Annotated in this window: 20 protein-coding genes; 11 read left to right on the top strand and 9 right to left on the bottom strand. The window is 70.0% G+C overall.

What is annotated here, in order from left to right; genetic code table 11:
• The first annotated feature begins 60 nt into the window (after nt 1-60).
• The gene (locus M9914_12235) at nt 61-891 is read left to right on the top strand and encodes an isoprenyl transferase (protein ID MCO5174945.1); all 831 of its coding nucleotides are present in this window, start codon (nt 61-63) and stop codon (nt 889-891) included.
• Nucleotides 892-942: 51 nt separating this feature from the next.
• Here the strand turns inward: M9914_12235 and M9914_12240 are convergent, their stop codons facing one another.
• From M9914_12240 to M9914_12260, 5 genes are all read right to left on the bottom strand, one after another.
• Nucleotides 943-2,511: an aldehyde dehydrogenase family protein gene (locus M9914_12240; GenBank protein ID MCO5174946.1), complete on the bottom strand. Its 1,569-nt coding sequence runs from the start codon at nt 2,509-2,511 to the stop codon at nt 943-945.
• Nucleotides 2,512-2,558: 47 nt separating this feature from the next.
• Nucleotides 2,559-2,705: a hypothetical protein gene (locus M9914_12245; GenBank protein MCO5174947.1), complete on the bottom strand. Its 147-nt coding sequence runs from the start codon at nt 2,703-2,705 to the stop codon at nt 2,559-2,561.
• 68 nt (nt 2,706-2,773) lie between these two features.
• Nucleotides 2,774-3,169 (bottom strand): nucleotidyltransferase domain-containing protein, encoded by a 396-nt coding sequence (locus M9914_12250; GenBank protein ID MCO5174948.1) that lies wholly within the window; start codon nt 3,167-3,169, stop codon nt 2,774-2,776.
• 32 nt (nt 3,170-3,201) lie between these two features.
• Nucleotides 3,202-3,618 (bottom strand): DUF5615 family PIN-like protein, encoded by a 417-nt coding sequence (locus M9914_12255; GenBank protein ID MCO5174949.1) that lies wholly within the window; start codon nt 3,616-3,618, stop codon nt 3,202-3,204.
• Entirely contained in the window at nt 3,619-4,332 is a 714-nt protein-coding gene (locus tag M9914_12260; GenBank protein ID MCO5174950.1) for a DUF433 domain-containing protein, read from the bottom strand.
• A 173-nt stretch (nt 4,333-4,505) separates the two neighbouring features.
• On the opposite strand from M9914_12260, the gene M9914_12265 reads away from it, so the two are divergent.
• The 3 genes from M9914_12265 to M9914_12275 are packed head-to-tail and all read left to right on the top strand — an operon-like array spanning nt 4,506 to nt 8,429.
• Entirely contained in the window at nt 4,506-5,573 is a 1,068-nt protein-coding gene (locus M9914_12265) for an ABC transporter substrate-binding protein (protein ID MCO5174951.1), read from the top strand.
• Nucleotides 5,570-7,228: an iron ABC transporter permease gene (locus M9914_12270; protein ID MCO5174952.1), complete on the top strand. Its 1,659-nt coding sequence runs from the start codon at nt 5,570-5,572 to the stop codon at nt 7,226-7,228. The genes M9914_12265 and M9914_12270 overlap by 4 nt, the downstream gene beginning before the upstream one ends.
• Nucleotides 7,215-8,429, top strand: coding sequence for an ABC transporter ATP-binding protein (locus M9914_12275; protein MCO5174953.1), 1,215 nt, complete (start codon nt 7,215-7,217; stop codon nt 8,427-8,429). Before M9914_12270 ends, M9914_12275 begins: the two co-directional genes overlap by 14 nt.
• 90 nt (nt 8,430-8,519) lie before the next feature.
• On the opposite strand, the gene M9914_12280 is transcribed toward M9914_12275, so the two are convergent.
• Nucleotides 8,520-9,305 (bottom strand): class I SAM-dependent methyltransferase, encoded by a 786-nt coding sequence (locus M9914_12280; GenBank protein MCO5174954.1) that lies wholly within the window; start codon nt 9,303-9,305, stop codon nt 8,520-8,522.
• Nucleotides 9,306-9,416: 111 nt separating this feature from the next.
• Here M9914_12280 and pyrR point away from each other — a divergent pair, with 111 nt between their 5' ends.
• From pyrR to M9914_12315, 7 genes are all read left to right on the top strand, one after another.
• Nucleotides 9,417-9,956 (top strand): bifunctional pyr operon transcriptional regulator/uracil phosphoribosyltransferase PyrR, encoded by a 540-nt coding sequence (pyrR, locus tag M9914_12285; GenBank protein ID MCO5174955.1) that lies wholly within the window; start codon nt 9,417-9,419, stop codon nt 9,954-9,956.
• The gene (locus M9914_12290; protein MCO5174956.1) at nt 9,953-10,975 is read left to right on the top strand and encodes an aspartate carbamoyltransferase catalytic subunit; all 1,023 of its coding nucleotides are present in this window, start codon (nt 9,953-9,955) and stop codon (nt 10,973-10,975) included. Before pyrR ends, M9914_12290 begins: the two co-directional genes overlap by 4 nt.
• Nucleotides 10,959-11,126 carry a hypothetical protein gene (locus M9914_12295; protein ID MCO5174957.1) on the top strand — a complete coding sequence of 56 codons (168 nt, stop codon included), beginning with the start codon at nt 10,959-10,961 and terminating at the stop codon, nt 11,124-11,126. The genes M9914_12290 and M9914_12295 overlap by 17 nt, the downstream gene beginning before the upstream one ends.
• Nucleotides 11,127-11,308: 182 nt before the next feature.
• Nucleotides 11,309-11,899, top strand: coding sequence for an ABC transporter ATP-binding protein (locus M9914_12300; GenBank protein ID MCO5174958.1), 591 nt, complete (start codon nt 11,309-11,311; stop codon nt 11,897-11,899).
• Nucleotides 11,896-13,194 carry an ABC transporter permease gene (locus M9914_12305; GenBank protein MCO5174959.1) on the top strand — a complete coding sequence of 433 codons (1,299 nt, stop codon included), beginning with the start codon at nt 11,896-11,898 and terminating at the stop codon, nt 13,192-13,194. The genes M9914_12300 and M9914_12305 overlap by 4 nt, the downstream gene beginning before the upstream one ends.
• Nucleotides 13,195-13,307: 113 nt before the next feature.
• On the top strand, nt 13,308-14,690 hold the full coding sequence (locus M9914_12310) for a dihydroorotase (GenBank protein MCO5174960.1): 1,383 nt from the start codon (nt 13,308-13,310) through the stop codon (nt 14,688-14,690).
• A 284-nt stretch (nt 14,691-14,974) separates the two neighbouring features.
• Nucleotides 14,975-15,754 carry a Crp/Fnr family transcriptional regulator gene (locus tag M9914_12315; GenBank protein MCO5174961.1) on the top strand — a complete coding sequence of 260 codons (780 nt, stop codon included), beginning with the start codon at nt 14,975-14,977 and terminating at the stop codon, nt 15,752-15,754.
• A 7-nt stretch (nt 15,755-15,761) separates the two neighbouring features.
• Here M9914_12315 and M9914_12320 read toward each other — a convergent pair whose 3' ends face one another.
• The 3 genes from M9914_12320 to M9914_12330 all read right to left on the bottom strand — a co-directional run bounded on the left by M9914_12320 (nt 15,762) and on the right by M9914_12330 (nt 20,942).
• The gene (locus tag M9914_12320; GenBank protein MCO5174962.1) at nt 15,762-16,349 is read right to left on the bottom strand and encodes an SCO family protein; all 588 of its coding nucleotides are present in this window, start codon (nt 16,347-16,349) and stop codon (nt 15,762-15,764) included.
• A 7-nt stretch (nt 16,350-16,356) separates the two neighbouring features.
• The gene (locus tag M9914_12325) at nt 16,357-18,684 is read right to left on the bottom strand and encodes a PAS domain S-box protein (protein MCO5174963.1); all 2,328 of its coding nucleotides are present in this window, start codon (nt 18,682-18,684) and stop codon (nt 16,357-16,359) included.
• A gap of 128 nt (nt 18,685-18,812) precedes the next feature.
• Nucleotides 18,813-20,942 (bottom strand): (Fe-S)-binding protein, encoded by a 2,130-nt coding sequence (locus M9914_12330; protein MCO5174964.1) that lies wholly within the window; start codon nt 20,940-20,942, stop codon nt 18,813-18,815.
• Nucleotides 20,943-21,385: the final 443 nt, after the last annotated feature.

Raw genomic sequence — 21,385 nt, forward strand, 5'->3', positions numbered from 1 at the left:
GGCTCATGGCCCTGCGCCCATGCCGGCTCGAGGCGAGCCGCGCCCGCGGTAAAGTACGCCGTGCCTGCCAAGCCAGTAGCCAACGGTGCGTTGCGTGCGTTCGGCATCGTCTCGGCCGCCTCGAAGCCGCTCTACTGGCTGTACGAGCGGCGCCTGACGCGCGCCGTCAAGGCGGCCGGACACTTGCCACGCCACATCGGCATCATCATGGACGGCAACCGCCGCTTCGCGAAGGCCGCGGGCCTCGACGTCAAGGCCGGGCACGACTACGGCGCCACCAAGGCCAGAGAGGTGCTCGACTGGTGCCTCGAGCTCGGCATCCCGCACGTGACCCTCTGGGGCTTCAGCACCGAGAACCGCTCGAGGTCGGCCGAGGAGGTCGGGCACCTGCACCGCCTCTTCGCGGAGCAGGCGAAGAGCCTGCTGAACGACGAGCGTCTGCATGCGAACCGCGTGAAGGTCCGCATCATCGGCGACATCGCCGACTTCCCGGACGAGGTCAAGGCCGCCCTCGCCGCCATGGAGGACGCCACGCGCGACTACGACGGCATGCACCTCAACGTGGCCCTCGGCTACGGGGGCCGGGAGGAGATCGTCGACGCCGTGAAGCGCCTCGCCGAGGAGCGGGCGGCCGAGGGCGCGACGTTGAGCGAGCTGGCCGCCGGCCTGAGCGCCGAGCAGATCACCCGCCACCTCTACACCGCCGGCCTGCCGGACCCGGACTTCGTGATCCGCACCTCGGGCGAGGTGCGCCTCTCGGGCTTCCTCCTCTGGCAGACGGCGTACAGCGAGTTCTACTTCTGCGACGCCAACTGGCCGGAGTTCCGCAAGGTCGACTTCCTGCGCGCCGTCCGGTCGTTCCAGGCGCGCGAGCGGCGGTTCGGGAAGTGAGCCGGTCGAAGTCGTAGCGACCGGCTCGTTCGGCTTCGCGGATCGGTCGGTTCAGAACAGCTCGGCCACGCTCACGGCCGCCTGCGGCTCGACGTACGCGGTATCCATCTGCGCGAGCTGGAGCTTGCCCGAGATGTCGTCGTTGACGCCGTGCCAGTACGTGTAGCTGTCGAGGACCCAGATGCCGCTCTCGCGCGTGCCGTTGCCGCTCGCCTTCACGCCGCCGAACGGCATGTGCGCCTCGGCGCCGTTCGTCGTGTTGTTGATGCTCGTCATGCCGGCCTGGATCTCGTCCTTGAAGGCGTAGGCCCACTCGCGGTTGTTCGTATAGATGCTGCTCGAGAGCCCGTAGGCGACGGCGTTGGCCGTGGTGATGGCCTCTTCGATGCCGTCGACCTTCACGAGGTTGATGGTGGGCCCGAAGATCTCCTCCTGGAAGAGCCGCATGCCGGGCTTCACGCCCTCCCACACGGTCGGCCAGCCGTAGAAGCCCGCGTTCGGGTCGCCGACGAACCCCGAAGGCCTCGAGTCGTCCGTGATGCGCCCCTTGCCGTAGAGGAGCGTGGCGCCGTCCGCCTCGCCCCACGCGTACTGCTGCTCCCAGCGCCTGAAGAAGCGCTCGTTGATGAACGGGCCGTAGAGGACGTCCTCGGTCTTCAGCGGGTCGCCGATGCGGATCTTCTCGACGGCGGCCAGGTAACGCTTCTTGAACTCGTCGTAGACGGGCGCGTCGACGATGACGTTGCCAGCGCTCGTGCAGCGCTGCCCGCCCGTGGCGAACGCCGAGAAGACGGCGCCCTGCACGGCGTTGTCGAGGTCCGCGTCGCGCATGACGACGAGCGGGTTCTTGCCGCCCAGCTCCAGCGTCGGGTGCTGGAGGTTGCGGCCCGCCACCTCGCCGACGTAGCGGCCGACGGCGCTCGAGCCCGTGAAGGCGAGCTTGTCGACGAGGCCGTCGTCCATTAGCTCGATCACGTACTGCCCGGCCGCGTCCTTGCCGCCGCCGAACACGACGTTGAACACGCCGGCCGGCAGCCCGGCGCCGAGGAGGATCTTGGCGAAGGCGTAGGAGCATGCCGGCACGTCCTCGGACGGCTTCCAGACGATCGTGTTGCCCGTCACGAGGGCGGGGATGATCTTCCAGCTCGGCACGGCCACGGGGAAGTTACCGGCCGTGACGATGCCGACCACGCCGAGCGGCCGGCGGTACGTCATGAGGTCCTTGCGCGGCATCTCGCTCGGGACCGTCTGGCCGTAGAGGCGCCTGCCCTCGCTCTGGAAGAAGTAGCAGGTGTCGATGGCCTCCTGGACGTCGCCGCGGGCCTCCTTGAGCGTCTTGCCCATCTCGCGCGTGATGAGCCGGGCGAGGGGCTCCTTCTCGCGCTCGATGGCCTGACCGACGAGCCCGATGACCTGCCCGCGGACGGGGGCGGGCGTCTTGGCCCACGCCTTGGCGGCCGCGCGGGCGGCCCTGGCCGCCCCCTGGACCTGCTCCTTGGTGGCCTCGTAGAAGACGCCGAGCACGTCGCTCGTGTCGCTCGAGTTGCGGCTCTCGAAGGTCCTCTCGCCGACGACCTCGCGGCCGGCGTAGAGGTGCGGGTAAACCTTGCTCTTGCTCATGGGGCAATTACAACACGGGGTCGGCTGGGGTCTTGACTTACGGTTCGCTACGAGACGGCCTCGACATGGCGCGCCACCAGGTCCACGACACGTGTCGCGCTCGTAAGGGCGCGTTCGGCGTCCGTTTCTGCGTAGAAGTCCGACGGGGTGAGGTCCTCGGCGCCGTAGAAAGCCAGTTCAAGGTCGCGTCGCAACTAGCGCGAGATCTCGGCCAGCTCATCCATATGCAGCGCGAGTGCCTGGGGCAGGCGTGAGCGTTCGCTCAGCAACACTGGCGAGACATCGTGTATCCGCGGTGGCTCGATGCCGACTGCGCGCAGCAACGCCGGGTGAGCTCGCCTCCGGACAAGCGCCGGCGGATCTCCACGAGCCGGCGTGACACAGCGTAAGAACGCTCGAACAGGACTATCCCATGGATCGCGACCTCGGCCCAGAACCCGGCGACCGGAGCATCAGCGTCAGGAAGGTGGGCGAAGTGCGGTTCGATACAGAGACCGTTCCAAACCAACGGGGCTTCATCCCATCTGCGATAGAGGTCGCGGTTCAACCCGGTGCCGTTCGTGACGATGATGAGGGCGTCGAGGTCCGATCGGTCGGTCAGCTCGTCTCGCGCCCATGAGCCGTAGGCGACGATGCCGATGAGGCGGGCACCGAACATGCTCGCTGCCGCGCCTCCTCGGTAAGGGGCCGTTAGCCGAGCTTGTTCTGACTCAGCCTTCCGGGTCGGCCAAGTGCGTAGTCTCGTTCGTTCGGCATCGACAGACTGACGATCCATGGAGCTGCGTTCTTAGCGATGAACCGTTCGAGTAACGCTCGACTATTGACTACGTTGTTGGCGACGTCTCTAACGGTGGCGGCCTTGTTTACCTTGACCGTAATCAGCCTGGCCACCGCGGTGGTCACAGCAGCCTTCTCCGCGGGCACGAGCCTGATCCTCGAGTCTGCCGTGATGATCACGCGGCCGAGAGCTGCCACCCGAGGGATCCACTCGATGTCGGCCATGCCAATCATCCCCAGTCCGCGACTAGTGACTACATCAAATCCAGCGTTGCGCAATATGGACTCGACACTGCGCCCAAGGTTCTCATCTAGGAAGTAGCGCGCCATTCATGCCGCGTTCTCGAAGAAGATGGCGTTCTTTACATACGTTGGGTCTACGCCGTAATCCTCTGCGACCTGGCCCAAGGTTTCGCCGGCATCGACGCGAGCGACCACTACCCGCGTCTTGATGCCCGTCCCATACAGTGTCGGGGAGCCGAAAGCAACCAGTGGGGACAGCGTGATCGGGTAGTTGCCGTCCACCGACTCCTCGCCCAAGAAAGTGGGGTGCAGACCGATAGGGAACTCCCGCTCCGACCAACTGACCCTCGGCATGAACCCCTGGACGATCTCCTGCATCGCTATCTGACCGCTGTGGGAGATGGCAACGAGGTCTCCAAGGTGCGTCAGTAGAACCGACTTTCCGAAGGTAGAGAGGTCGTGGGAGAGCAGAACCCTCTCAACGCCTAGGACGGTGGCCGAGTAGTCCACGGCCTGCCTGATCGCGTCCAGCGACACGCCGTGGAAGCTCCGTAACTGCTTGACGACGAAAAGCTCCACGAGATCGTTGAAGCTCAGTAGGCTACTCTTGACGGCTCTCAATACCGGCTCGTAGCCGTCACCGGCCCTGCCCTTCGTCCACCAGCGCGCGGTGCTTTCCGGTATACGCAGGTACCGAGCGGCTGCTGCGATCGTGTACAGGGGCACATCACCCGGCTCCTGGCCACCGAAGAACGCTCCGCCGGCCTTCACTCGACTCCAGCCTTGGACATGTTGCGTCACGTCGCACCTCCCGCCCCGGTCACAGCGATTCTAGGCTAACGAGCTAGATCAGACGCAAGCGGCCAAGACCCAGTCGACCTACGCCACCTGCCCGCCCGAACGGCTTACTATCGTGCAGGTGCGCCCGGCCGACCAGGCCGGCCCTAGCCGTCCGCGGCACAAGGAGGACCACCATGCTGCGTGTAGCCCGAGAACCGAGACACCCAGACAACCCCGCCACGCGCGCATGTTCACGCCGCCCTGCGCGACGCGCCTCTGCCATCGCGCGCGCGCTCGTCGTCGTCGCTTCCTGCTTCCTGAGTGCCGCCCTCGCCCAAGGCGAGGTGCGCGTCTACTCCGTGATCAACGAGGACGACGTGAAGCTCCTCGCGGACATGTTCGAGGCCGAGACCGGCATCCACGTCACCTACCTGCGTGCCGCGACCGGCGAGCTCGTCAGCCGGGTGATCGCCGAGAAGGGCGCGCCGCAGGCCGACGTGCTCCTGGGCGGCCCCAGCTCGCAGCACATCGCCATCGCGGATACGGGCGCCCTCGCCCAGTACGCGCCGGCGGCCGCCGAGGCGCTGCCCGCTTACGCCGTCAGCCCGGAAGGGTACTGGACCGGCTTCTACCTGACCGCCCTCGGCATCGGCGTCAACGAGGAGCGCTTCCATCGGCTCTACCCCGGCAAGGCGTTCCCCGCCACCTGGGACGACCTCCTCGATCCCGCGTTCAAGGGCGAGATCGTCATGACCGACCCCGTGGCGTCCTCGACCGCGTACCTCTTCGTCCAGACGCAGCTCCAGCGCCTCGGGTGGGACGCGGGTTGGGCCTACTTGGAGGCGCTCGCGCCCCTCGTCGGCCAGTTCCCCGCCAGCGGTGGGGCGCCGCCGCAGCTCGTCGGCACCGGCGAGTACGCCATCGGCGTCGCCTACACGCACGCGCTCGCGCGCTACCGTCACGACGGCTTCCCCGTCTCGACCATCGTGCCGCCCGCCACGGCGGGTGAGGTCGGCGCCGTCTCGATCATCGCGGGGGGCCCGAACCCGGACAACGCGCGGCGCTTCGTCGACTTCGTCCTCTCGGCGCAGGCGGAGGCGGCCTTCTCCGCGCAGTCGCTCACCACGCCCCTCAACCCCGAGGTGGCCCTGCCGGAGGGCGCCAACACTTTCGCCGAGTTCGACTTCATCGACTACGACGCCAAGTTGGCCGGCGACCAGCGCGACGAAGTCCTGCTGCGCTGGCAACAGGTGGTCCATTGACGTACGGCATCCGGTCGCTGGGCCGGCTGTGGCGTTACGACCGGGGGCTGCTCCTGGCGTACGGCCTGGTGGCGGCGTTCCTGCTCGTCTTCGTGGTCGGGCCGCTCGTGCGGGTGGCGTTCGAGCCGACGTTCGCCGACTGGCGCCAGGTGTTCTCGACGCCGCGCTGGCGCGGCGCGAGCCTGAACACCCTCACGATGCTCGTCCTCTCGACGGTCTCGTCGCTGCTGGTCGGCACGCTCTACGCCTACGCCGTCACGCGCGCGCGGGTGCCGGGCGCGGGCTTCTTCAGCGTCGTGCCCCTGTTCCTGCTGCTCACGCCGCCGTTCGTCGCCGGCCTCGCCTTCATCCTTCTCCTGGGCAGGCGCGGGCTGGTCACGTACCAACTGCTGGGGCTGGAGACGTCCATCTACGGCTGGCACGGCCTCTGGCTCGCCCAGACGCTCTCGTTCTTCCCCGTCGCCTACCTCGTGCTCCGCGGCGCCTTCGCCGCCATCGACCCGGGTCTGGAGCAGGCCGCCCGCGGGCTGGGCGCTAGCCGCGCCCAGGTCCTGCGCACCGTCACCTTGCCGCTCGCGACGCCCGGTCTGCTGGCGGCCGCGCTGTTCATCGCCATAGGGGTCCTCGGCGACTTCGGCAACCCCATGCTCGTCGGCGGCCGCTTCCAGGTCCTGGCGACGGCGGTGTACACGCAGCTCAGCGGCTGGGCGAGCTTCGGGACGAGCGCGGCCCTCGGGCTGCTGCTCCTGGTCCCCGCCGTCCTGCTCTTCGCCGCGCAGCAGTGGGTGCAGGGCGCCACCAGGGAGCGCTTCGCGACGGTCGGGGGGCGCGGGTCGTCGCTGCCGGCGCCGAGCGTCTCGCCGGCGTTGCGCTGGGGGCTCTTCGCCTTCTGCGTGCTCGTCACCCTGTTCGTGGCCGCCAGCCACGGCGTCGTGCTCATGGGCGCCTTCACGCGCCTCTGGGGCGTCGACTTCGGCCTGACCTTCGAGCACGTCGCCTACGTCCTCGGTCAGTTCGGCGGGCTCGGCAACAGCCTTCGCTTCGCCGCCGCGGCGGCGCTCCTCTGCACGGTCGTGGCGGCCGTAGCGGCCTACCTCGTGCAGCGCGCCAAGGTGCCGCTGCGCCGCGGCCTCGACCTCGCCACGCTCCTGCCTGCCGCCATCCCGGGCACGCTGATGGGGGTGGCCTTCGTCCTCGCGTTCAACCAACCGACGTTCCGGCTGACGGGCACGGCCAGCATCATCGTCATCGCCATGGCCATCTCCTACCTGCCGGTCGGCTACCGGGTCTGCGCGGCCGCCATGGACCAGCTCAAGGCGAGCCTCGACGAGAGCGCCGCCAACCTGGGCGCCTCGAAGCTCCGCATCCTGGCGACGATCACGGCGCCGCTAGTGCGCCAGGCGCTCATGGCCGCCTTCGTGTTCTCGTTCGTGCGGGCCGTCGGGACGCTCAGCACCGTCATCTTCCTCGTCTCGTTCGACACGCCGCTCGCCTCCGTCGCCATCCTCAACCTGGCGGACCAGGGCAGGTGGGGGCGCGCGGCCGCGTTGGCGAGCGCCCTCGTGGCCGTGACCATGCTCTCCCTCGGTCTTCTCTACCTGCTCACGGGGCGCTCCCTCAAACCGCTGGCGGAGAGCGCGCATGCCGGCGCCTGAGGCCGGAGCTCTCGCCGGAACGCACGTCCGGCTCGTCGGCCTGCGCAAGGCCTTCGGCGCCGCGGTGGCGGTGGACGACTTCTCGCTCGACATCGGGCGCGGCACCTTCACGACCCTGCTCGGCCCGAGCGGCAGCGGCAAGACGACCGTGCTGCGCATGTTGGCCGGGTTCGTCGAGCCCGACGCGGGCAGCGTGGTCATCGGCGGGATGGACCAGACGGGCCGACCACCTAACCTGCGCGGGACCGGCATGGTCTTCCAGGACTACGCGCTCTTCCCGCACATGACCGTGCGGGCGAACGTCGAGTACGGGCTGCGCATGCAGCGCTTCGCCAAGGGCGCGAGGGCCGAGCGCGTCGAGCGCGCGCTGGAGCTCCTCGGTCTGCGCGGCCTGGCTGGGCGCTTCCCCCATGAGCTGTCCGGCGGGCAGCAGCAGCGCGTCGCGCTCGGCCGGGTCATCGTCCTGGAGCCGCAGGTCCTGCTCATGGACGAGCCCCTCTCCAACCTGGACGCCAAGCTGCGCGTGCGCCTGCGCGCCGAGCTCAAGTCGTTGCAGCGGCAGTTGGGCATCACGACCGTCTACGTCACGCACGACCAGGAGGAGGCGCTGTCCCTCTCCGACCAGGTCGTGGTGATCGACGGGGGGCGCATGCAGCAGGCCGGCGCGCCCGAGGACATCTACCGGCGGCCCGCCAACCGCTTCGTCGCGGAGTTCGTCGGCCAGGCGAACGTGCTGCCCGTCGAGGTGTCCGCTGCCGCGAGCGGTCAGCGCCCCCTGGCGTCCGCCGGCGGCGCGGGGGCACTCTCCACGGCGCACGGGGGTCATGCGGCGACGGGTGGCGGCGTCATGACCACCGCCGCCGGGAGCCCGCTGGCGGTCCGTCTTCCCGACGAGCGGCGGCCGTCCGCCGGAGCACGCGGGGTCGCGATGGTGCGGCCGGAGCACGTGCGTTTGGCGCCACTCGGTCCCGCCGCGGCCGCCGGAACGGAAGACGGCTCCTGGCGTTGCCCCGCCAAGGTCGTGTCCCGCGGCTACTTCGGCGCGTACGCCAGGTACTGGCTCGAGCTCGACGGGGTGCCGGAGCCCTGGCTGGCCGACGTGCCCGTCTCCGAGTCGGGCGACGAGGCACGGCAGGCGCTCGCGCCCGGCACGGCCGCGACGGTCAGCGTTGGCGCCGGGGCCGCGTGCTGGCTGTGGTGACGGCCTGCGCCCGCCGTCCGGGCAGCGGTGGCGAGCGCCGCCGCGCCCTCACGGCAGGCGCTCGGCGGCATGCGAGCCTCGGCAAAGCGCTCACGTCTTGCGCAAGTACCACACCTGCTCGCTCGGCCAGTCGCGCGCCCAGGCGTCGCTGACGAAGAAGCGCTCCTCGCCCGTCACCACCCTCGGGCGCGGCTCCCTGAAGCCCTCGATCACGAAACCGACGTCCCCGAAGAGACCGATCCAGTCCTCGAACGTGAGGTTGAACTCGATCCCGCCGGGGTCGACGCTCACGTCCGTCCAGTCGAAGACGCGGGCGCCGAAGTAGGGGCGCACGAGCCGGTCGCCGAGGGCGCTGCCGTCCTCGGGGCTGAAGGCGGGAGTGAAGGGGTGGTTGCCGAGGAAGCGCAGGCGGCCGCCCGGTTTCAGGAGCCTATGCGCCTCTGGCAGCCACGCATGCGGGTCGCACCAGATGGCGGCGCCGTACTCGCTGATGGCGAAGTCGAACGCGGAGTCCGCGAACGGGGTGCGCTCCGCGTCGCCGAGCACGAACTCGATGCTCACGCCGTGCTCCGCCGCCAGTCGCCGCGCCGTGGCAAGCTGCTCCTCCGAGACGTCGATGCCCGTGACCCGTGCACCCCGCCGCGCCATCCAGGCCGACACGTAACCGGTCCCGCAACCTAGTTCCACGGCGCGCATGCCCGTCATGTCGTCGGGCAGCATGCGCAAGTCGCTCTCGGGGACGCCCCAGACGCCCCAGCGCGGCTCGGACGCCACCCAGGCCCGCTCGCCTGCCGCCACCCAGTCGGGGGCGCGCTGGTTCCAGTACGCGCGGTTGGCGGCTACGTGTGCATCGCTCGGACGTTGGTCGTGGGCCATGAGCGATGGTACTCGGCGGCCCGCAGCGGTATGCTCCACCAGACCTTTAATCCGGTCCAGCGAGGCCGGGAAGGAGCGAGGATGTCGGAACCGAGAGTGGAACACCCCAACCTGACCTTCAAGGCGACCCTCATGGGCGAGGTGGAGCTCGAGCGCGCGCTCAAGCGCATCGCGCACGAGGTCGTCGAGCGCAACAAGGGCGCGGAGCGCATCGCGCTCGTCGGCATCCATACGCGCGGCGTGCCCATCGCCGAGCGCCTCTCCGCTTACATCGCCGAGTACGAGGGCGTCACGCCGCCCTTCGGCAAGCTCGACATCACCCTGTACCGCGACGACCTGACCGAGATCGCGCTGCAACCGATCGTCAGGAAGACCGAGGTCGACTTCGACGTGCACGGCATGCGCATCGTGCTCTGCGACGACGTCCTGTTCACGGGCCGCACGGCCCGCGCCGCGCTGGACGCGCTCATCGACATGGGCAGGCCCGCGGCCATCCAGTACGCCGTGGTCGTGGACAGGGGTCACAGGGAGCTGCCGATCAGGGCGGACTACGTCGGCAAGAACGTGCCGACCTCCTCGTCGGAGGTCGTGCAGGTGAAGCTCGCGGAGGTCGATGGCGTGAACGCCGTCGAGCTCTGGGAGCGCGCGTGACCGGCGCGACGACCGACCCAGCCGCCCTCCCCCGCCACCGCCACCTGCTCGACTTCGCCGCCTGGTCGGCGGCCGACGTGGTGGCGCTGCTCGGCCGGGCGGACGTCATGGCGCAGGTCCTGACGCGCACCATCAAGAAGGTCCCTGCGCTTCAGGGCTTCACTGTCGCCACGCTCTTCTTCGAGGACAGCACGCGCACCCGCCTGAGCTTCGAGCGCGCCGCGCGGGCGCAGAGCGCGGACGTCATCGGCTTCGCCGCCGGCAGCTCGTCGCTCAAGAAGGGCGAGAGCCTGCGCGACACCCTGCGCACCGTCGACCAGTTGCAGGTCGACCTCTACGTGGTGCGCCACCCCGCCGGGGGCGCCCCCTACCAGCTCGCGCGCTGGACCGACGCCGCCATCGTCAACGCCGGCGACGGCCGCCGCGCGCACCCTACCCAGGCGCTCCTGGACGCCTACACGATGCTGAAGCGCTTCGGCGCGAGCGGTGGGGGCAAGGGCGCCGAGGGAACCGGGCGTCGGGGCGCCGAAGGCGCGGACCCCGAGCGTCCGTTCGCCGGCAAGCGCCTCACGATCGTCGGCGACATCGACCACTCGCGCGTGGCGCGCTCCAACATCGAGCTCTTCACGAAGCTGGGTGGCGAGGTGGCGCTATGCGGCCCGGCCACGCTCGTTCCGGCGGAGTTCGGCGAGGTGCCGGGCGTGCACGTCGTGGCGCGACTCGAGGAGGCCGTCGAAGGGGCGCACGCCGTCATGGGGCTGCGCCTGCAGCAGGAGCGCATGAGCGCCGGGCTGCTCCCCTCTCTGAGCGAGTACGTCGCGCGCTACCAACTCACGGAGAAGGTGATGCGGCTCGCGTGCGAGGGCGCCATCCTCATGCACCCCGGGCCCCTGATCCGCGACGTGGAGATCGACAGCGCCTTGGCAGACGGGCCGCGCAGCGTCATCGAGGAGCAGGTGGCCAACGGCGTGCCCGTGCGCATGGCCGTGCTGTACACGCTCCTTGTCGGCAAGGGCTGATCGGACCCTGGGTCACGGCGCCGCCCTCGACTTCGCGTTCCGCTCCTGGCTGACGTCGGGCATGGGCGGCCGACCGGCCGACAGCATCGCCTCCGCCTTCACCCGACTGGAGAGGACGGTGGCCCACCGCATCCTCACCGCCGTGGGATGAGCCGCCTCCCCCCCATCGTCCTCTAGCCGCCCGGGCCGCAGCCCGGGCAGAACCCGAAAGCGAGCGAGACCATTCACATCCTGGAAGCACACGCCATCAAGAAGTCGTACGGCAGCGGGGAGAGCTACTTCGAGGCCCTCAAGGGCGTCTCGCTCTCCGTCGCCGCCGGCGAGTCCGTCGCCATCGTCGGGAAGAGCGGCTCGGGCAAGTCGACGCTCATGCACCTCCTCGCGCTCCTCGACACGCCGGACGACGGGCGGATCGTGGTGGAGGGCACCGACGCGCGCAGCCTCTCCGCCGCCGCGCTCAACAAGCTGCGCAACAGCGCCTTCGGCTTCGTCTTCCAACAGTTCTTCATGATCCCCAACGCGAGCGTGCTCGAGAACGTCGTGCTGCCCCTCAAGATCGCCGGCATGCCACGCGGCGAGCGCGCCGAGCGCGGCATGGACGTACTGCGGCAGGTCGAGATGGAGGACAAGGCCAGGAACCTGGCCACCGCGCTCTCCGGCGGCCAGAAGCAGCGCATGGTCATCGCCAGGGCGCTCGCCAACGAGCCGCGGATCATCTTCGCCGACGAGCCTACGGGGAACCTCGACAGCGCCACGGGCGCCGTCGTCGAGGACCTGCTCTTCGAGCTCAACGCGCGGCACGGGATCACGCTCGTCATCGTCACGCACGACGAGGAGCTGGCGGAGCGCTGCGACCGCCGCGTCTACCTCAAGGACGGCCTGATCGTCGATAGCGCCGCGACCGCGGTGGAGGCGCGCCGATGAGCTTCGTCGAGATCGTCAGGACGGCCATCGGCAACGCGTTCCGCAGCAAGCTCAGGACCACCCTGACCGTCCTCGCCATCTTCGTCGGGGCGTTCACCCTCACCCTGACGAACGGCGTCGGCACGGGCATCACCAACTACATCGACTCGCAGGTCAGCAGCCTCGGCGCCACCGACATCATCATGATCAGCCAGGCCTCGTTGACGGAGGGCGGGGCCTTCGGCGCGTCGGCGTCCGGTCCGACGGAGTACGACCCGGACAAGGCCGTGGTGGCGGGCCAGATGGGGTCGCAGTTCGCGGCCCTGACCAACGCGGACCTCGCCGCCATCCGGGGCGTCGCCGGCATCCTGTCCGTCGAGCCGCTGCGCGTCGTCTCGCCCGACTACATCGGCAGCGCGGGCGGCAAGAAGTACGAGCTCACCGTCAACCCGTCCCCGGCCGGCGCGCGCGTCGCGCTGCTGGCCGGCACGGGTTTCACCGCGGACGGGACGGCGCCTGAGCTCCTCCTGCCCGCCGCTTACGTCGAACCGTTGGGCTTCGCCGACCCCGGCGCGGCGGTGGGGGCGACCCTCACCATCGGGGTGAGCGACGTGTTCGGCCAGAAGCACGAGGCCGAGGCCCGCGTCGCCGGGGTGCAGGAGGACACGATCTTCGCCTTCGGCATGATCATCAGCGAAGGGCTGACCGAGGCGCTGTACGCGGCGCAGACGGCGGGCCTGCCCGCCGCCGCGGCCGAGATCTACCCGGTGGCGGTCGCGCGGTTCTCACCGACCGCGAGCGCGGCGCAGGTCAAGGAGATCAAGACCGCCCTGGAGGCCGCGGGCTACTCCGGTCGGACGGTCGCGGACCAGCTCGGCGCCGTCAACACCGTCATCAACGGCATCGTCGGGGTGCTCAACGCCTTCGCCGTGATCGCCCTGATCGCCGCCAGCTTCGGCATCATCAACACCCTGCTCATGTCCGTGCAGGAGCGCACCCGCGAGATCGGCCTCATGAAAGCGATGGGCATGGGGCGCTCGCGCATCTTCGCCCTGTTCACGACCGAGGCGGTCGTGATCGGCTTCCTCGGTAGCGCCATCGGCTCGGGCATAGCCATAGCCTTGGGGACCGTGATCAGCACCGTGCTGGCCGACGGTCCGCTGAAGGACCTCGCCGGCCTGCGGGTGCTCGAGTTCAACCCCGTATCCGTCGTCGTCGTGATCCTGATCGTGATGCTCCTCGCCTTCCTGTCCGGCACGCTGCCGGCCGCCCGCGCCGCCAGGCTGGACCCCATCGAGGCGCTCCGGTACGAGTAAGGGGCGCCTTCTGGGGCCGTCCGGGAACCGCAGCGTGGCCCGGGCGGCCCCGGAGCGGTATGCTCACGCGGACCTTTAAACCGGCCCGGAGAGGCCGGAAAGGAGTACTTCACGTGTCCGATCACCAGGCAGAAGACCCCACCGGCTCCGAGCCGACCTCCAAGCGGCAGTCGCCCTCACGCAGCCGAACGAGCGCACGCCGCGGCGCGTCCGGGCCGCGCACGGTACTGCGCCGCGCCCGCCTCGCCTCCGCCGACGGCCTGTCAGAGCCCACCGACGTCTACGTCAGAGGCGGCCTCGTCGAGGGCTTCGACCTCGGCGGCGCCGTCGACCTCGAGCTGGACGCGCGCGAGCAGCTGGTGACGCCGGCCTTCATCGACCTCCACGCGCACTTGCGCGACCCCGGCCAGGAGGTGAAGGAAGACCTCGCAAGCGGCCTGGCTGCGGCGGCGGCCGGCGGCTTCGGCACGGTCGTCAGCATGGCCAACACCACGCCGCCGGTGGACGACCCGGGCTTGGTGACCGACCTCGTCCGCCGCGCCGAGCTGATCGGCCAGGCGCGCCTCAGACCGGCGGCGACCGTGAGCGTCGGCATGCGAGGCGAGCGCCTCACCGACTTCGCCGCCTTGAAAGCCGCCGGCGCCGTCATGCTCACGGACGATGGCATCCCCATCGCCGACGCCCACCTCATGCGCCGCGCCTGCGAGTACGCCGCCGAGCTCGGCCTTGTCATCCAGACCCACTCGGAGGAGCCGCACCTGCGCGCCGACGGCGTCATGAACGAGGGCCGCGTCAGCCGCGAGCTCGGTTTGCCCGGCAACACGGCGTCGGCCGAGGCGGTCATGGTCTTCCGCGACACCGAGATCGCGCGACTGACGGGCGCCAGGGTGCATATAGCCCACGTGAGCTGCGAGCGCGCCATGCGGGTCGCGGAGTGGCAGCGCGCCAACGGCGCCCCGATCACCATCGAGGTCACGCCGCAGCACCTGACGCTGACGGACGAGAGCCTGCGCGCCTTCGATCCGGTCTTCAAGGTCGCCCCTCCCCTGCGCACGGCCGCCGACGTGGCCCACCTCAAGGAGGCGTTGCGGCGGGGCGCGGTCGACAACATCGGCACCGACCATGCCCCCCACACGCTGGCCGAGAAGGAGCGCGACCTCCTCGAGGCGCCCTTCGGCATCGCCAACCTCGAGGTGACCTTCGCGCTCCTCTACACGCGCCTCGTGCTCACGGGCGAGCTGCCGCTCGCCGCCCTGCTGCGCCTCCTGCAGGGCGGCCCCGCCTCCGTGATGGGCTGGCAGGCCCCGACCCTGACCCCAGGGGCGGCTGCCGACCTGACGGTCATAGACCTCGAGAGCGAGCTGCCCGTGCAGGGCCGCTCGTTCAAGAGCAAGGCGAAGCACAACCCGTGGGAAGGGGAGCGGCTGCGGGGCTGGCCGCGCCTGACGCTCGTGCGCGGGAACGTCTGCTACGACCGTGAGGCCGGCGACCGCTAGGCCGACCGTCGCGAGGCCCGAGGCGCTCGCGGTGGTCGCAGGACCCGAGTAGTTGAACGAAGGTTGAGCGCCAACCTCGGCCGCCATCGGGGCTTAGCGAAAGTTAGCCATCAACTTTCGTTCGACTCGAGGGTCCCCTCGGGGGCCGACCTATCCGGGCAGCCGCAGGCGGCTGCCCGTCTGAGCAGGTACCGGGCCTCGCCTGGGAAGGCGCCGGCCTAGCCTGAGTAGGCAAATGACTGGGAAATCACGGAGCGAGCGGCCCGAACCACTATGATGTCCCCATGACGGCAGCCGCGGACGCCACCCACCTGCGCGCCCACCCCCTGGCGCGCGGTGGCCTTGCAGACCCACGTACCGCACTGCACGTCGGCACCCCGCCCTCCCCCCAAGCGGAGGTGTCGACCAACCCGTCCGCGGTTCCCGTCATCTCCGCCTTCAACGACGTCGCCCAGGGCCTTCCGGTTCACGCCTACGCCAAGGGCGACCTGCTCTACCAGGCGGACGCGCCGGCCACCGCGCTCTTCTACCTGGAGGCCGGGCTCGTGGCGCTCGAACTGAACACGCCCAAGCCGCGCATCGGCGCCCTGGCCGGTCCGGGCGACGTGATCGGCGCCCTCACACCCGGGTGCGGCGGTTACCTGGAGAGCGCCGTGGCGCTCAGCGGGGAGGTCGCCGTCCGGGTGCTCGACGAGCGCGCCCGGGCCGAGCTGCCGGCGGCCGAGCTCGCCACCCTCATCGCGCGGGCGGCGGGCGCGCGGCTCGCCGCGCTCACGCAGGCCTTGGAAGACGGCGAGCACCCCGTGCCCGCGCGCGTGGCGCGCGCGTTCCTGCGCCTCGGCTCCCGCTTCGGCCAGGGCCTGGCGGACGGCACGGTGCGCCTGACGCTGCCCGTCACGCACGACACGCTCGCGGCCATGGTGGGAGCTGCCCGCGAGACGACCACGGCCGTCGTCGCGGACATGCGGCGGCTCGGCCTGCTGGAAGGCACGCGCGGCAGCTACCGCATGCGGCCGGCTGAGCTGACGGAGTACGCGCTCGAGGCCACCCTCAGCGCCACCTGAAGCAGCGTCAGAGCTCGCGCAGTAGTTCCGGGATGTCGTCGCCCAGCTTCACGACGACGTCCTGCCCGTAGATGTAGCGCAGGGCGCCGCGGCGGTCGAGCACCCCGACCACGTCCGTATGCGCCACCGTGGCGCCCGAGCCGACGTAGCCGACGAAGAACGCCCTGGCCGCCTCGGCGACCTGCGAGTTGGTGCCGGTCAACCCGACGAAGTCGGGATGGTAACGACTCAGGTACTCGGCCATGACCTCCGGCGTGTCGTGACCCGGATCGACGGACACCATCACGACCTTCAAGCCGGCGGGCGCGCCGAGGATCTCGTACGCGCGCGTCAGGCGCGCCATCGTCAGCGGGCAGACGTCGGGGCAGCGCGTGTAGCCGAAGAACACGAGCGTGACGGAGCCGGCGAAGTCGTCGGCGAGGTCGACCTCGTGCCCCGCCGTGTCGACGAGCTTCAGGCCCGTTACCGGCACCGGGTTCTGGAGCACGGTACCGGCCAACGCCGGCTTGGCCCGGGCGACGCCCCAGTAGTAGGCGCCTGCCCCGAGGACGACCAGCGCCGCGACGGACCACAAGACCTTGATAGCGCGACTCACACGGCGACTATACGCGCTGCTCCGTGCTCACCTCGTGCTCCAGCAGGTCGAAGAACGCCTGCACTACCCTCGGGTCGAAGTGCGTGCCGCTCTGGTCGCGGATATGCCCGAGGGCGCGTTCCTGCGGCCACGCCTCGCGGTACGGGCGGTCGGAGGTGAGGGCGTCGTACACGTCGACGATGGCGAAGATCCTGGCGGCGAGCGGGATCTGCTCGCCTTGCAGGCGGCGCGGGTACCCGGTGCCGTCCCACTTCTCGTGATGGCAGTACGGGATGTCGAGCGCGGGGCGCAGGAACTCGATCGGGAAGAGCAGGTTGTAAGCGTAGACCGGGTGCTGGCGCATGACCTCGAACTCCTCGGCGTCGAGCGGCCCGCGCTTCAGGAGGATGTGGTCGGGGATGCCCATCTTGCCGATGTCGTGCAGGAGCGCGCCGCGCTGGAGGTGGACCAGCTCCTGGGCCGGCACGCCGAGCTTGCGCGCGAGCCGCACGGCCATGTCCGTCACGCGCTTGCTGTGCCCGGCCGTCTCCTCGTCCTTGAGGTCGAGCGCACTGGCCCAGCCCTCGATCGTGCGGTCGTACGCTCGCTGCAACTCCTGGTTCGTGCGTTCGAGCGTGCGCACGAGCTGCGAGTTCTCGAGGGCGATGGCGCCCTGGTCCGCGTACGTCTCGAGGTACTCCTGCCACTCGGGTGTCGCGTCGAGCGGCCGGTACGCGTAGAGCTCGAGGACCCCGTGCAACTGCCCCTTGGCGGACATCGGCACCGCCATGTACGACGAGAAGCCCGCCTGGGCCTCCGGTCCGATGGCCGCGCCGCAGACGCTACCGACGCGCAGGTCCGGGATGTAGACGTTGCGCTGGTCGGCCGCCGCCCTGCCCGCCGGCCCCTCGCCGAGCGGCACGCGCGTGCTCGAGCGGAGCTCGCTCGCGAAGCCGAGCCCCATGAAGGGCCTGAGCTGCTGCAGCTGGGGCTCGTACAGGAGGACCGCGACGGCGTCGATGCCGAGGTCCTGCACGACCTGGTTCATGAAGATGTCGAACACGAGCCTCAGGTCGGCGCTGTTGTTGATGGCCATGTCGATGCGCCTGAGCGACTGGAGGTGCTGCACGCGGCGGGTCAGCTGGTCGTTGAGCGACCTGACCCTGTCGACGGTCGGGCCGTGCTCGCCGACGCTGCGGTACGTGAGGACGAACGCGCGCACGTCGGGGTCGTGGAGCATGTTGGAGAGCGACCCCTCGATCCAGTGGTACGCGCCCGCCTTGTCGCGCACCCTCAACCTGACCTGCTCGGTGGCGCCCAAGCGCGCCTCGACCATGTCGAAGGCGTCGGAGAGGGCCTCCCTGTCGTCCGGGTGGACGAGGTGGGTGTTGCGGGCGCCGAGCAGGTCGGCGGTCGTGTAACCGAGGTCCTCCTGCGACCTGCCCACCAGCCTCACGAGCTGCTTGCGGCGGTCGAGAAGCACGAGGCCGTCGTGGTTGCGCTCGAAGATGGCGCGCAGGTACGCCTCGCTCGCGCGCAGGCGCTTCAGCTCCTCGACGCGCTCGGTGGTATCGCGCGCCTGCACGAGCAGGCCACGGATGTCGGGATCGTCGGTGAGGTCCGTGACGCGCGCCTCGAACCAACGCCACCGGCCGGCCACGCGCACGCGGACGGTGACGACCACGTCCTCCAGGGGCTCGGCCGAGCGGTCGTAGCGCGCCGCCAGCGCCAGCTGCGCGGCGGCCCTGTCGCGAGGGTGCACGAGGCGCCACACGTCGGCCTCGGTGTGCTCGCTCGCCACCAACCCGAGCTCGGCCGCGGAGGGCGAGGCGTACTCGATGCGCTCGTGGGAGTCGATGACGAACCGGACCTCCGGGGAGCTCTCGATCATGCGGCGGGAACGCCGTTCCGCGCGCGGCGAGCGCGAGTCGAGCGTGGCGGTGCTCGGCGCGTGACACACGAGCACGGTGCGGCCGTCGTCGAGCCTGAAGGCGCTCACCGATGCCGGCACGAGCCCACCGAACGGCCTGACGAGGTCGACCTCGAGCTCGAGGGTACCGCGGCGGTCCGGAGCCACCACCAGCGCCAGTAGCGGAGCGGAGACGGGGAGGAGCTTCACGAGCGGCAGGCCGACGAGCCCGCCCGGTTTCACATGCAGGAGCGCTTCCGCCGCCGGGTTGGCGGCTATGACCTGGTCGGCCTGATCGAGGACGATGAGCCCGTCGTTGACCCGCGCGAACACCTCGGCAAGCAGTAACGTGCCGAGCCCCGCCCGCTGCTGACTTGTCGGGCTACCGCCGTGCCCGTCGTCCTCGCTGCCGAGCGACGCCTTCACGGTGTAGCCGAGCCGGTCCATCGACACCTCGGTCGTTGCCTCCCTGGCGACCCGCCGTGACCGTGGCGGATCACGACGAACCCCTCAAGGATATGCGCAGGATTCGATGAGGTGTTGACGAAGATGCCACTCCAGGCGTTGAGAACGTCTCAGTCGCCGCTTATGCCCGCGCCGGCCGAGCCGCCGGCGGCACGCGCGTGGTGGTCGAAGAGGGCCTGGATGTTGTCGAGCCGCATGGCGACGAGTTGGGCGACGTCGAGGACCTGGGGCGCGGCCTCGCCGTCCGCCCCGTCGGAGGACGAGAGCATCACCTTGCAGAAGGGGCAACCCGTAGCGATGACCTGCGCACCCGTCGCGACCGCCTCGTCGAAGCGCTCGTTGGAGACGCGCCCGTCGCCCTCCTCCTCTTCCTTCCAGAACTGCGCGCCGCCGGCGCCGCAGCAGAAGGAGTCGTTGCGGCTACGCTCCATCTCGATGACGGTCGCGCCGCCGCTCTCGAGGACCTGGCGAGGCGCATCGTAGACGCCGTTGTGGCGCCCGAGGTAGCAGGGGTCGTGGTACGTGATCGACTCGTCCAGCTCGAACGGCGGGATGCGCCCCTCCGCCATCAGCCGGGCGATGAGCTCGGTGTGGTGCGTGACGCGGTAGTCGCCGCCGAGCTGCGGGTAGTCGTTGAGCAGGGCGTTGAAGCAGTGCGGGCACGTCGTCAGCACGAGCTTGCTCTTGCCCTTGTCGAGCTTCTCGTCGATCAGCACGGCGTTGAGGGTCTCGACGTTCTCGCTGGCGAGCTGGTAGTAGAGGTACTCGTTGCCCGCGCGCCTGGCCGGGTCGCCCGTGCACTTCTCGCCCTTGCCGAGCACGGCGTAGTTCACCTTCGCCTGCTCCAGGATGCGCGCCATGGCGCGCGTGGTCTTCTGGGCCGCCGGGTCGTACGAGCCGGCGCAACCGACCCAGAAGAGCACCTCGAACCCCGGGTTCTCCTCCACCGTCGGGACGGCTAGGCCGTCGGCCCACTCCATGCGCTTGTCCTGCCCGATGCCCCACGGGTTGCCGCTGCGCTCCATGCCGCGGAACGCGGTCTGCAGCTCGGCCGGGAACTCGCCCTGCATCATCACCAGGTCACGCCGGATGTCTACGATGTCGATCATCTGCTCGCAACCGACCGGGCAGACCTCCATGCAGGCGCCGCACGTGGTGCACGCCCACACCGCCTCGGCGGGAAGCGCGAACTCGATGAGCGGCCTCGGGCTCTCCTCGCCGTTGGCGAAGGCGTCGGCGATCCGGTTGAGCTCGTAGCGCTTGTTGATCTCGAGCGCCGCGGGGCTGAGCGCCTTGCCCGTCTGGTTGGCCGGGCAGACGTTGGCGCAGCGGTTGCACTGGATGCAGGCGTAGGCGTCCAGGATCTGCGGGAAGCGCAGGTGCTCGATGCGGGCCGCGCCGAACTGCTCGGCCGCCTCGTCCTCCAGGTCGACGGGCTCGAGCACGCCCGTCGGGACCGGCTCCAGCTCCTCCGTGCGCCGCGCGAGGGCGAACTTGCTCGGGGCGCCGAACAGGTGGATGTGCTTCGAGCGCGGGAAGTACGGCAGGAACGCTAGGATCATGCCGATGGCGCCCCACCAGAACACGTGGTAGCCGACGATGCGCCCGTTCCCGCCGCCGATGAGGCCGGCCACCGCGCTCGCCATGGGCTGGTAGGGGTCGGAGCCGCCGTGGCTGGCCAGCAGGAAGCTCTCCGCCAGCAGCCGCGAACCGACGTGCAGGAGGATGAAGCAGCCCACTATCAGGCTGTCGCGCCTGACGCCGCCCGCCTTCACGTCCTCGTGGAGCTCGACCCGCGCGCCGTACTGCATGGTCTTGGGCTTGACGAAGAAGCGCCTGACGAGGAAGTACACCATCCCGACGAGGATCAGGAGCGTCAGGACATCGGCGACGAGGCGGTACATGTCGCCGAGGACGCCGAAGCCGAGGCGCGCGGTGAGGCTCGGGGGCAGGAGGCCGTTGAGGGCGTCGACGACGTTGACGAGCAGGTAGAGGATGAACCCGTAGAAGATGAAGGAGTGGAAGAAGCTCGCCACGGGGCGGGCGCGGAAGACCGTCGACTGCCCCAGCGTGCGCGCGATCCCGTCGAAGACGCGGCGCGGCAGCCGGTTCAGGCGCGGCACCTGGCCGGTCTGGCCACGAGCTATCACCCGGACGACCCGCCGGAAGCCGATGAAGGAGAGGTACGCCGAGGCGGCGGCGAGCACGACGAACAGCAGCTTCTCGGGGATGCTCAGCATGATGGCGTCCTCCTACGCCGGGGGCGAGCCTGGCCGCGCCGCCACTCTCGAGTGCCGCCGCGCGGCCGCGGCGTCGCGAGCTAGATGCAGCCAGTGTAGTACCCGGGGCGCATGCTGCCGAGCAGTGTACCGAGGCCCGGTAGCGGGGTTGACACGCCCCCCGCCCAGTAGGACTAATATGTCGCTACCACGGAAAGGAGGTGGTCTTATTCAACGCATAGCAATGACCAGTGGAGGTGCCCGCCTAGGGTAGCCCCAGGACCGTCTCCTGGATGAGTCGGAACCGTGAGGGTTCCCCGAGTTCCAGGCCGGCACCGGCTCGCCCCCGACCATCGAAGGTCGGGGGCGAGTCATTCGTCGTGCCCACCGTTCATGACCGCACTTCCACCACGGTGGCGGGCGGCGGTGCGGGCGGCCACCGAGGAGCCGGAGGACATCCGACG

Source organism: Trueperaceae bacterium, assembly GCA_023954415.1.
Lineage (GTDB): Bacteria > Deinococcota > Deinococci > Deinococcales > Trueperaceae > JAAYYF01.